Raw genomic sequence first — 12,727 nt, forward strand, 5'->3', positions numbered from 1 at the left:
TCACTCCAAGGTTGAGTCCGCAAGCAGGTCCTCATAAATTTCATTATATTTCTTGGCCGATTGCAACCAACTATAATCTTGACTCAACGCTTTTTGCACTAAACTGCCCCACGTATCCTTTTGATGATAAAAATGAATGGCTCTTCTAACAGTATGCAGCATATCATGGGCATTGAAATTCTTAAAAGTAAAACCATTACCATCACCTGTAGATTCATTGAAGGAATGAACCGTATCGTTCAAGCCGCCCGTTTCTCTAACAATGGGGATCGTTCCATACTGTAGGGCGATAAGCTGCCCTAATCCACATGGCTCAAACTGTGAAGGCATTAAAAATAAATCGGCCCCTGCATATATTTGATGAGCTAAGCCTTCATTAAATCCTATATAAATCTTTACCTTATCTGGATATTTAATGGCCATTTGATTAAAGAAATGCTCAAATTCATGGTCTCCAGAGCCAAGAACGATGAATTGAACATCCTCTTGTATCAAATTGTGAAATACATGGCTAACTAAGTCTAACCCTTTTTGCTTAGTTAAACGGGTTACCATCGCAATAATAGGTGTATTTTCTTTTTCTGGAAGTCCGAAAAAGTGCTGTAATGCTTGTTTATTTTCTGCTTTTCCCTCTAACGAGTCGGAATCAAAAGTAGCCGAAATAACATCGTCAGTTTTTGGATTGTAGACAGAATCGTCAATTCCATTGACAATTCCGATTAGTTTATGGCTATACCTTCGTAATAGGCCATCGAGCTTCTCGCCAAAAAAGGGATGTTGTATTTCCTCTTTATAGGTCGGACTTACTGCCGTAACAATATCAGAGGCAATAATTCCACCCTTCATAAAATTAACATTCCCATAAAATTCAAGCTGCTCACTATTAAAATATTGATGACCTAAACCTAATAGCTCACTCATTACTACATATGGGAAAATCCCCTGGAATTGCAAATTGTGGATCGTAAATACTGTTTTTATATCCTTGTACAGTGGATTTGGACGATAGTGGGCGTTTAATAAAAAATTCACCATGCCTGTGTGCCAATCATGACAATGAATCACATCCGGAATAAAATCTAGATGTGGAATGCACTCTAATACTGCCTTAGAGAAAAAAGAGAATCGTTCGCCATCGTCATAATGACCGTATAAAGAATCGCGATAAAAATAATATTCGTTATCAATGAAATAATAGGTAATTCCATCATGCTCGGCAGAATAAATTCCGCAGTATTGACTTCGATAACCCACCTGTACTTGAATCGCTTTTTGAAATTGAAATGTTTCTCTAAATTTAGCAGGAATTAAACTGTAATTTGGTAAAATTACTCGGACTTCTGTCCCTAATTTTTTTAACTCTTTAGGAAGTGCGCCCGCAACGTCAGCAAGGCCTCCGGTTTTTACAAACGGGACACACTCCGATAAAGCAAATAAAACTTTCATGAATTCATCAACGCCCTTTTTGTACTGTACCTTTTTCTATTACATTGATTGCCTCTGCAGTTCCTGATAATTGGACACCGTCTTCAATTTTGGTATCCTTATCAAGAATGACCCCATCGAGAACACAATTTTCTCCAATTTGACTCTTCTGCATAATAATCGAATTACGAATTACGGATCCTTTTCCAATTTTGACAGCTCGGAAAATAATACTATTCTCTACTTCTCCTTCAATGATGCACCCATTTGCAATCATCGAGTTCCCAACCTTTGCACCCTTTTTATATCGTGTTGGCGGCTCATCTTTCACCTTAGTGAATACTGGATTATCCTCAGTGAAAACCTGTTCCCATGCTGAATTCTCAAGGATATCCATGCTATTTTTGTAATAGCTTTGAAGGGAGTCGATGATGGCAATATAGCCTGTATGTTCATACCTATTAATTTTAAAGGATTGAGAGTTTTCACGCACGACATCTAAAATACTGTAATATCCTTGATCCTTGTACTGTTCAAAAAGAGAAAGCAATAAACTTTTTTTCAAAATGTACGTTTGAAGAGAAATATCATTATGAAAAACCTCGGTAATATCAGCCTCGGTCTCAATATGATTATCTAAAATGTTATTAAAATTAATAGTGCCGATGGTTTTACAAATTGTTATAACAACGTATGCTTGCTTACTGCGCAAGAAATAAGAAATATTTCTGGCAAAATGGGCAAATGTACCAAATTTATCGTCACCAAATCTGCCATCGGGCGTAAAGACAAACAGTCCATCACGCTTCCGATCCAAATCCCATTGCTTCCCAGATCCTAAATGGTCCATAAGTGAACGAATTTCCAGACCAGTGAAAATCGCAACGCTATTAATCCCGGAATTCACCATATTTGATAACATAAAATCAATTAAACGATATCTTCCTGCAAACGGAAGAGCAGCTAACGAACGATGAGCTGTTAGATTTTCAAACGTATCAAACTCATCCGTTGCATTAATAATTCCTAGCATTGACCGCGGCATAATATTTCATTCCTTTTCTGTGAATTTTCCCCTAATCCTCATTCGCAACTAGTAAGACTTCATCCCTGTTCTTTGTAGGACGAATCACCGTATTATCCTGAACGTTCATTCCTTCTGCAATGATGGCTCGCTCAATGACCACATTTTTACCGATACGAGCATTCGGCATGATAACTGAATCACAAATCTCGCTTCCTTCTTCGACGGTTACGCCTTGGAATAGGACAGAATGCTTAACGTTACCTCTTACAATACAGCCCTCATTAATCATTGATTCTTCTACTTGAGCGGCTGGAGCAATATATTGAGGCGGCTGATTTGGATTGACAGAGTAAATTCTCCAATTTCGATCGTAAAGATCTAAATCTGTTTCATCATTTAATAGGTCCATATTGGCTTCCCACAAACTTTTTACTGTACCTACATCCTTCCAGTAACCTTTGAACGGATAGGCGACCACTTTTTTATTTTCTTCCAGTAAAAGCGGTATTATATCCTTACCAAAATCATTGGTTGATTCAGGGTTTTTGTCATCCATTTCTAAAAATGTTTTTAAAACGGACCATTTGAAGATGTAAATTCCCATGGAAGCTAAATTGCTTTTTGGTGTTTTGGGTTTTTCCTCAAATTCAATAATATCTAAATCCATATTGGTATTCATGATGCCAAAACGACTGGCTTCTTCCCAAGGTACCTCAATAACAGAGATGGAAACATCTGCTTCTTTTTCAATATGATAATCAAGCATTTTAGAATAATCCATTTTATAAATATGGTCACCTGAAAGGATGAGCACATATTCTGGATTGTATTGTTTTAAATAATTGATGTTTTGGAAAATAGCGCTTGCCGTACCCTTATACCACTTGACACCAGAAGTTTCTGAATAAGGAGGCAGTACAGTTACACCGCCATTGCTCCTATCTAAATCCCAAGCATTACCGATGCCGATATAAGAGTGCAATACTAGAGGCATGTATTGAGTTAATACCCCTACTGTTTCGATTCCCGAATTTGTACAGTTACTTAAGGGAAAATCAATAATTCGATATTTACCGCCAAAAGAAACAGCGGGCTTTGCAATATTTCTCGTTAGTGCACCCAGTCGGCTACCTTGTCCTCCTGCCAGTAACATTGCTACGCACTTTTTTTTCTGTACCATTGCTTGTATTCCCCTTTCTTGTTTTCACTGGTCGTAAGATTGAGATTCCAAAGGGCGGGATGGTCATTTCCAAATGACACGGTTGGTTGTGGTACGGCTTTTCAATCGTTTTGATTTTCTTTTTATTTACCTTGCCAGATCCGCCAAAGGTAACCGCATCGCTGTTTAAAATTTCATTATAGTTTGCGAAAGAAGGCACCCCAACTTTGTAGTTTTCATAAACGGCCTCTCTGAAATTACAAACAATAACTAGAGTATTCTCTTCCTTTTTCCCTTTTCTAATAAACGAGAAAATACTCTGATCTCTATTATCAGCATCAATCCATTGAAAGCCTTCATAAGAATGATCAAGCTCCCACAACGCTTTCGAACGTTTGTACAATTGCATCAATTCTTTAAAGAAATCATGCATGTAGCGATGCATCTCATAATCGTGCAATTCCCAATCTAAATCCTCTAAATCCTTCCATTCATCAAACTGACCAAACTCTCCGCCCATAAACAATAGCTTTTTACCGGGGTGGGTCAATAAATACCCGTATAATAAGCGAAGCTGGGAAAACTTTCGCCAATAATCACCCGGCATTTTATTTAACAGTGATTTTTTACCATGGACAACTTCGTCATGTGACAACGGTAAGATGAATTTTTCGGAATAAGCATACAGTAAGGAGAAGGTGACTTTATCATGCACATATTTTCGGTCATCTGGTTCTGTTTCCATATATTTTAAAATATCGTTCATCCAACCCATATTCCATTTATAGCTAAAGCCAATACCGCCTTCTGCGGGAGCCCCTGTTACATTAGGCCAATCAGTCGAATCCTCAGCAAATATAAGAATAGATGAATCTCTTTCTAGTACAACCTCATTCAGCTTTTGTAGAAAGGAAACGGCGAGTTCATTCTTTTGAAGTGTACCCCCAGCATTCCAATAAAGCATATTAGCAACGGCATCAACCCGAAATCCGTCTACATGGTAATAGTCCATCCAGTATAAAGCGTTTGAAATTAAAAAGCATCTCACTTCAGGTTTTCCTAAATCAAAATTCGCTGTTCCCCAACCCACATTTTCCTGAACATCTTTATCAAAGTATTCATAGGTTGGCTGTCCATCAAACATCGACAAACCATGGGCATCCTTGCAGAAATGTCCCGGTACCCAATCAAGGATAACACCGATCCCACTTTGATGACATTGGTCGATAAAATACATTAAATCGTGCGGTGTCCCGTAGCGGCTTGTTGGAGAATAGTAACCTGTTCCTTGATAGCCCCATGAACGATCATACGGATGTTCCACAAGCGGCAATATTTCAATGTAAGTAAAATGATGTTCTAGTACGTATGGAATTAGTTCATCTGCTAACTCCCTATATGTATAAAATGTTTCTTCGTCCTTTTTCTTCCAGGAACCTAAATGGACCTCGTATATGGCAAGCGGTTCTTCATTGGAGATTTTTTTCTGTTTATTTTTCAACCACTTTTGATCCTGCCAGTCGTAGCCTTCTATATCATAAATCACCGAAGCAGTGTTTGGCCTTACCTCAGAATAGAAGGCATAAGGATCTGCTTTTAGGACGGTATTTCCGACAGCTGTTGTAATTTGATACTTATAGATTTCATTTTCCAGCAGGTTTGGAATAAATAATGACCATATTCCTTCCTCATTTAGCCTATTCATTCCATGGTTACAACCATCCCATTTATTAAAAATTCCGACAACATTAACTTGGGCAGCATGGGGTGCCCATACAGAAAAACGAGTACCCTTTACCCCATTTTGCGTTTCTGGATGAGCGCCAAACACTTTGTAGCTCTCATACAAACTCCCATCATGAAACAGGTGTACTTCAAAATCTGTAGGATGTGTTACATTCACTATTTTCACCTCTTTTTTCATAATATTATGATTGCATATAATATTACAATACTTTATCACAGTTGAATTCCTTCGTCATTATAAACTTCTTTTAGTTTTTCTAAATGTAAATAATTGATGCAAATAATAATACAGTGGTCAGTTGTTTCTTTAGAATAATATTGTTGACAAAAATACAACTGTAGTTACTGTAACAATGCTTAATATAGTAGATAACAAAACAACTTGTGCCGCATATTCTGGATGATTTCCATATTCTAATGCGAAAAGAGCGCTATTTCTTGAAGTTGGAAAAGAGCTGGCGATAAATAACGCTTGTGCCGTAGTTCCATCCAATTTTAATAGAAAAATAATGATAAAAGCGATGGCCGGGGAAAGAATCAAACGGGCAAATAAACTTAGAAACAGTGGCAAAGTGATTTTGCTGATTTTTAAAAAAGCGCTTTGTGCACCCAGAGTAACAAGTGCAATCGCCAGAAAAGCATTTGAAGTATTGCTGATGGGAGTCCAGAGAAATTTCGGTATTTTTATTTGCAGCGTGTGGAGAATCAATCCCAAAATAAAAGCATAGATCACTGGATTTTTTAGAAATTTCTTTATTGCTTTGATTCCGCTTTGATCAACGGAAACAGAATTGAGCAATCCATAGGTATAAGTGAGCAGGTTTTGAAATATCATAACCACAATCTGAATGGACGCACCCAGCGGATTATGCTGAAAAACAAGCTGACTGACGGGCAGCCCGAAATTTCCGGAATTAACCAGCACCACACTATTTTTAAAAGTTGAAGACAAACCGTTATCAAATTTTACGGCTTTTGAAATGACCGCACTAATGATCATTAAACTGCAACACTGGATCATTAAGAAACCTAGAATATGGACAAGCGTTTTTCCACCCACATTATTTTGATAAATATTTACAAAGCTAACACAAGGCATTAGAAAATAATTGTTTAACTTGGATAATGTGTTCATATCAAAGTTAAATTTCCGATGTAGAAAAACACCTGCCCCAATTAAAAAAAAGACTGGCAAAATGACATTCAATAAAATAAGAAAAAATACTTCCATGATATTCTCCTTCTGATAATTCTTTTAAAATGAAAGATAGCCCAAAAACTCTTTTTAAAGAGCTCCTGGACTATCTTAAACTAGCTAGATTGGAATAATCGATAACAGAAGCGCCACTAAGATCATGACTGCAGTAGATCCGCAGGCCCACTTTAAAAATGAACGCTGTAAATCTCCGAAATCTTCGCCAACCATTCCAACTAATAAATAAGTAGAAGGTACTAACGGGCTTAAAAGGTGTACCGGTAATCCCATTAGTGATGCCCGTCCAATCATCGCGGGGTCAATTCCATAACCGCTGGCTGCCTTTGCAAGCAATGGAAGGACGCCGTAGTAAAAGGCATCATTTGACATAAAAAATGTAAAAGGCGCGCTGATTATCGCAGTAATAAGAGCAAAATGGGAGCCAAGGGCAGCTGGAATATGAGAAATCATCGTACCAGCCATCGCATCTACCATTTTCGTTCCTGCTAGAATACCTGTAAAAATACCGGCAGCAAAAACCATTGAAACTACAGACAAGGCATTATCAGCATAGTGCATAATCCGTTCTTTTTGTTCCTTTATATTTGGATAGTTGATCGTTATAGCAATAGCAAAACCAATCATAAACAAAACGGTCGTTGGCAGCACCTCTTGAATAAGAGCAACTAAAAGTAGAATGGTAAGCAGATAGTTAACTAGTATTAACTTTGGACGCTTTAAGTAGACTGCTTCTGAAGTAGCTGCTATTTCGGATATAGTGCTATAATCAATTTCGAGTACACCGATTCGTTTCCGTTCTTTTCGTCCGAGGCAGTAAGCCATAAACAGGACGAACAACACTCCGCCCACCATACTTGGGATGACAGGAGTAAAAATATCCCCCATTTCAAGATGCAAGGCTGTCATTGCCCTGGCTGTAGGCCCACCCCAAGGAAGCAGGTTCATGACTCCTGAGGATGAGACCGCGATTCCAGCAAGTACCAATGGTTTCATGCCAATTCGTTTATATAATGGAAGCATGGCAGAAATAGTAATCATATAGGTAGTTGTCCCATCGCCATCAAGTGAGATTAGTAATGCAAGTACTGCTGTTCCAATGGCAATTTTTACGGGATCCCCTTTTACCAATTTTAAGATTGTAGAAATGATAGGGTCAAATACTCCTGCATCAATCATGATTCCGAAAAAGAGAATTGCAAACAGAATCATGATTCCTGTCGGAGCTACACTTTTAATCCCTTCAAGTGCCATCGGTCCCATTTCACTACCAAACCCACCGATTAATGCAAATACAATCGGCACCACCATTAAAGCAATCATGGCTGATAAACGTTTTGTCATGATTAATACCATAAATACAATAATCATTAAAAATCCTAAAGTTGCCAGCATTGTCTCCACCCCTTTTGTTAGTAAATTAATAATAATCAAAATTTTCAGGTGTGAAAACGTTTGCAAAATAAAGTTATTATTGTAAATTAAAATCTATTTTGTACATTTTGTTCACGGAAAGAAAAGCGGAAGCGCCTTGTTCAGCCCCGACAAGCATAAGACGCTCCCAAAAGGAAGGCGCTTTTTGCCTTCATTTTGGGAGTGGCTTATGACCTCGAGGGGCTAGGCGCTGGAGCTGGACAATTCTCGAAGTCGAAATTTCTTATCTAATTAAAAAAGATGCCATTCCAGCACCTTCCACTAAATAGGATAATATTTTCTTTCCGGCCTTCCGACAATTCCATATACCACTTCCGCTTTAGCCTCCTTAATAGAAGACAAGTATTCCAAATAGCGACGTGCCGTAATCCTGGATGCCCCAATTTCATTTCCTACTTCTTCAGCAGATAGGCCTTGGTTTTTAACCTGGAGAACATTTTTCACCTTTCCAAGTGTAATTTCATCGATTCCTTTTGGTAACGTACTGTCCTTGAGTGCCTTTTCAATTTCCTTATTTCCAAAAAGAAGGTCGATATAATTCTGGTTTATTTCCTGTTTTGAATGTAAAAGTGTGTGCTTTTTAATAAATTCAAGAATGACTTCGTCAAATCGTTCTCGGTTTACTGGTTTAATCAAATAGTTCTCGACACCATAACCCAATGCTTTTTCAATGAAATCTTTATCCGTCGCGGCTGTGATCATAATAATACTGACCCTTGGGAAACGTTCACGAATGATGGGTAGTAAATCAGATCCGAGCATGTCTGGCATATAGACATCCAATATCAATAAATCGGTGTTTATTTCCGTCAGCATTTGAAGTGTCTGGCTGCCATTCAATGCTTTTCCAGCTACCTCAATTTCATTAAATTTATTTAAAAATTTTTCATGGATATCCGCAATCCGAAAATCATCTTCTGCAATCACTGCTTTTATCTTATTCACCTTTTTGACTCCTCTCGTTTTCCTTTGGAAGGTAGACTGTAAAGACCGTACCATTTTCAGGATTACTTTGAACTTCTATCATTCCATTTATTTCAGCCGCCGCCTCTTCTGCATTTGAGAGCCCAAACCCCCTTGGCTCCACTCCATTCTTGGAGGTAAAGCCCTGGTTAAATAGAAGTGGAAGATCCCATTCATTTATTCCCTTCCCATTATCAGCAATTTCAAATATGATATCACTTCCGATATCTGTGGTGAAAAATTTTACGGTAGGAGAATCTATTCCATAGACTGCTTCAAAGGCATTATCGATTAAGTTCCCAAGGATGATGATCAGATTAGAAAGCTTCATATGCGAGGGCAATTCTTCTAAATAGCTGTCAGCCACAATTTCAAAGTTTATTTTCTTTTCTGAAGCTTTTCCTAATTTACCCAATAAAATGGCTTGTACTTTTGTATCTTTAATATGGTTAAAAACAATAGAATTCTGAATCTGCAAACTTTGTGTTTCCGTTTGAATCATTTCGATTGCCTGTTCATATTCGCCGAGTTGAAGCAATCCCATTAACACGTATAATTTATTAGTAAATTCATGGGTTTGCGCTCTTAGGTCCTCCGAATAACTTTTTACTTCTGATAAAGTATTTACCATTTGCTCAATTTCTGTTTTGTCGCGAAAAGAAGCTACAACACCGCTAATTCCCGTCTCATCAAAGAGCGGAGTGCAATTGACGATGACAGTTTTATCCTTCCAAACCATTTCTTTATCCTCTTGCGGATTTCCTGTTCTTAATACTTCATATAGATAGTCTGAAGGAAACAACCCATCCACCTTTAAATGGCGGACTGAGCCTTTTATATGTAATAGTAGTTTCGCCGGCTGATTCATCATCGTGATGAATCCCTCTTTATCAATGGCCAAAATACCTTCCTTCACTCCATGAAGGACGGCGTTTTTTTCTTTATAAAGTGTTGCAATTTCATAGGGTTCAAGCCCCATTGTATCTTTACGGATATTACGTCCGAGCAGGATACTTCCGATCAGTGAAATGACAAGGGCGAAAAGGGAAACAAGCAGAACCTTTGTGACATTTTTCATAATTTGTTGTTGGACATCTTCAAGCAGGAAACCAACGGAAACAATCCCGATAATCTCACCCTTTTCGTTAAAAATAGGAGACTTCCCTCTTATCGATGGTCCAAGTGATCCCTTTGCCTTCGAGACATAATACTCCCCTTTGTTAAGGGCCCTTTCGTTATCTCCACCTCTCATTTTCTTCCCAATCAATGATAGTAAAGGGTGCGAATATCTAATTCCCCCTTTGTTTCCGATGACCACAAATTCAGCCCCGGTCTCTTTACGGATTTTTTCTGCTATCGGTTGAATCGTTTTGGACGGATCACTTGTTTGAAATGCTTCGATAATAGGTGGGATAAATGATACCGTTTTCGAAATTTCTAATGCCATTCTGCCCTTGTTTTCCTCAATTTGTTTACTTTCCATATAGCTAAAAAATGCCGTCAGAATGAGGATCAACAATAAACCAAGTGAGAGAGCCAGCCCAAATATTTTTGTTTGAAGTGATATTCTTTTCGTTTTCAGGAAGCCCCCTCCTTTTGAAGCTGCAAAGATTTTGTACAAAAACCATTATATCCTGAATTTACGTTTTTAGGATATATCTCATTTTGAAGTGCAAATAAGTAAAATAACACTGATGAAAGTACCACCAGTGCGTGTAATTTAATTTATCATTCCTTTTTTGTAGTTTTTTGTTCCCTATTTGACCCATTGTCTTTTCTCAGATGGAACTAGAAAAACTTTTCTGAGCTGATAAGGTATTTTTAATCGTTTCTAATGTAGATTCTAAACGGTTCTTTGCCTCTGAATTTAATTCATAACGATTATTGCCTAATTTATTAATTTGATTGTCTAAAATAAATACTCCTTTTAAAATATGGGTTGCTCCCAAAGCAGAGAGTACAGGCTTGAGGGCATAATCAATCATTAATAAGTGACCAAAAGTGCCGCCAACTGCAATGGGTAAAACGATTTTGCCCTCGAGGCTGTTTTGCGGCAGGAGATCTAAATACGTTTTTAAAACCCCTGTAAATGATGCCTTATATACAGGAGTGAGAATTACGATAATATTGGAATCCTCCACTTTCTGATTCGCTTTTTTAATATCTTCACTATCAAACTTCGCTCGAATTAAATCTTCTGCTGGCAAATGTCGTATATTGATGATTTCTGGGGTTGTCTGTAACCCATGGAAATAGCTTAAAACATCCTGTAATACACCATTTAATCGAGTTTCTTCTGATGGACTTCCTGAAATAATCGTTACTTTACTCATCGATTTAACTCCCTTTCTTAGATAATTTAACAATTTCAAATTATCTTCTGTTCCGTTTTTTATTATTCAATTGAATCGATCTCAATTCGCTATGGGGATGACTAATCGCTTGAAATCTTTTATATTCATCTTCCAATTGTGTTAGGGATAATTCAAAAAGATGCTGGTCGTCTTTCTTATACACATTAAAAGCAATCAGTTTGTCGATTAATTTTTTGCGCTTATTTTCCACAGCTTTTCGAAGGATATCTCCCAACTAAATCACTCCTATTTATAGATTTTTAAGATGTTGATTTAGCAATTCTCTTGATGTTTCAAAGAGATAGTTCGCCGCTTTTATAATCGCAGTTTCATCTAGAGTGAATGCAGGATGGTGCCATTCCTCGGTTCCGTTTGTACCAAAAAATGCAAATGTTCCTGGGATTTCTTGAAGATAATAGGAGAAATCTTCACCTGCCATAGAGAGTTCTGGATGAATGACATTCAAAGACTGTTCTTTGGCAGATCTCTCGGCAGCCGCAGTGACTCTTTTATGATTGATAAGTGGAGGCGGTCCCGCAAACCAGTCAATCTCCACTTCGTGTGAAAAAGCAGCGGCAATCGCTTCGACAATGGTGTAGAACTTTGCCTTTACCTCTTCACGAATAATATTATCAAATGTTCGAATTGTTCCCTCCAGTTTGACTTCTTCTGGAATGACGTTCCAGGTGCTGCCGCCTATTATCTTCGTCACACTCAGTACAGCACTTTGAAGTGGGGACACATTCCGACTGACCACAGTCTGAAGCGCTGTAATCAGGTGAACGGCTGTGATGATCGGATCTTTTCCATTATGCGGTATGCCGGCATGACTTCCTTTTCCATACAGTACAATTTGAAACCGATCTACTGCCGACATTAATGGACCTTCTTTTAAACCAATGGTGCCGACAGGCAAGTCTGGTTTATTGTGTAGCCCAATAATCGCCCTGACTCCAGCCAACTGTCCATCATCGATCACCTGTTTTGCGCCTCCTCCTAATTCTTCAGCTGGTTGGAAGAGTAAGCGCACGGTTCCATTTAGTTCTGACTGGTGTCTTTTTAATAGATAAGCCGCTCCAATAAGTGCGGCTGTATGGAAATCATGTCCGCAAGCATGCATGATCCCTTTTTTTCTTGAAGCATATGAGAGTCCAGTTTTTTCCTCAATGGGAAGGGCATCGATGTCTGCACGCACCGCTACAATTGGACCAGGTTTCCCTCCCTTTATGTCAGCAAACACCCCTGTTTTTAAATCTGTTTTCCGAATCGGGATATCTAGTTCCAGAAGCCATTTTTCAATCGATCTCGTTGTTTCAAATTCCTGTTGCGATAATTCCGGATACTGATGCAAATGACGACGAATTGATATCAAGTACTCTTCAAATTTCTCCAGATTCATAGCTAAA

Annotated in this window: 11 protein-coding genes; all 11 read right to left on the reverse strand. The window is 38.2% G+C overall.

Annotated features, from left to right (window positions below; all coding sequences use genetic code 11):
• Positions 1–1,446: a glycogen synthase GlgA gene (glgA, locus tag ABES02_RS22970; protein WP_430139983.1), complete on the reverse strand. Its 1,446-nt coding sequence runs from the start codon at positions 1,444–1,446 to the stop codon at positions 1–3.
• 7 nt (positions 1,447–1,453) lie between these two features.
• Complete coding sequence (locus tag ABES02_RS22975) at positions 1,454–2,470, reverse strand: sugar phosphate nucleotidyltransferase (RefSeq protein WP_430139985.1); 1,017 nt, start codon at positions 2,468–2,470, stop codon at positions 1,454–1,456.
• 31 nt (positions 2,471–2,501) lie between these two features.
• A complete protein-coding gene (locus ABES02_RS22980; protein ID WP_430140035.1) occupies positions 2,502–3,605 on the reverse strand; it encodes a glucose-1-phosphate adenylyltransferase in 1,104 nt (367 codons plus the stop codon).
• Positions 3,580–5,535 (reverse strand): 1,4-alpha-glucan branching enzyme, encoded by a 1,956-nt coding sequence (gene glgB / locus ABES02_RS22985; RefSeq protein ID WP_430140037.1) that lies wholly within the window; start codon positions 5,533–5,535, stop codon positions 3,580–3,582. Before glgB ends, ABES02_RS22980 begins: the two co-directional genes overlap by 26 nt.
• Before the next feature lie 129 nt (positions 5,536–5,664).
• Positions 5,665–6,588 carry an AEC family transporter gene (locus tag ABES02_RS22990; RefSeq protein WP_430139987.1) on the reverse strand — a complete coding sequence of 308 codons (924 nt, stop codon included), beginning with the start codon at positions 6,586–6,588 and terminating at the stop codon, positions 5,665–5,667.
• Between the two features lie 84 nt (positions 6,589–6,672).
• Positions 6,673–7,965, reverse strand: coding sequence for a CitMHS family transporter (locus ABES02_RS22995; protein ID WP_430139989.1), 1,293 nt, complete (start codon positions 7,963–7,965; stop codon positions 6,673–6,675).
• A gap of 300 nt (positions 7,966–8,265) precedes the next feature.
• Positions 8,266–8,949 (reverse strand): response regulator, encoded by a 684-nt coding sequence (locus tag ABES02_RS23000; RefSeq protein ID WP_430139991.1) that lies wholly within the window; start codon positions 8,947–8,949, stop codon positions 8,266–8,268.
• Entirely contained in the window at positions 8,942–10,549 is a 1,608-nt protein-coding gene (locus ABES02_RS23005; protein WP_430140039.1) for an ATP-binding protein, read from the reverse strand. The genes ABES02_RS23000 and ABES02_RS23005 overlap by 8 nt, the downstream gene beginning before the upstream one ends.
• 196 nt (positions 10,550–10,745) lie before the next feature.
• A complete protein-coding gene (ssuE, locus tag ABES02_RS23010) occupies positions 10,746–11,300 on the reverse strand; it encodes an NADPH-dependent FMN reductase (protein WP_430139993.1) in 555 nt (184 codons plus the stop codon).
• A 40-nt stretch (positions 11,301–11,340) separates the two neighbouring features.
• A complete protein-coding gene (locus ABES02_RS23015; RefSeq protein ID WP_430139995.1) occupies positions 11,341–11,556 on the reverse strand; it encodes a Fur-regulated basic protein FbpA in 216 nt (71 codons plus the stop codon).
• Between the two features lie 15 nt (positions 11,557–11,571).
• Positions 11,572–12,720, reverse strand: coding sequence for an amidohydrolase (locus tag ABES02_RS23020; RefSeq protein WP_430139997.1), 1,149 nt, complete (start codon positions 12,718–12,720; stop codon positions 11,572–11,574).
• Positions 12,721–12,727: the final 7 nt, after the last annotated feature.

It is taken from the genome of Neobacillus pocheonensis (assembly GCF_050477905.1).
GTDB lineage: Bacteria > Bacillota > Bacilli > Bacillales > Cytobacillaceae > Neobacillus > Neobacillus pocheonensis_A.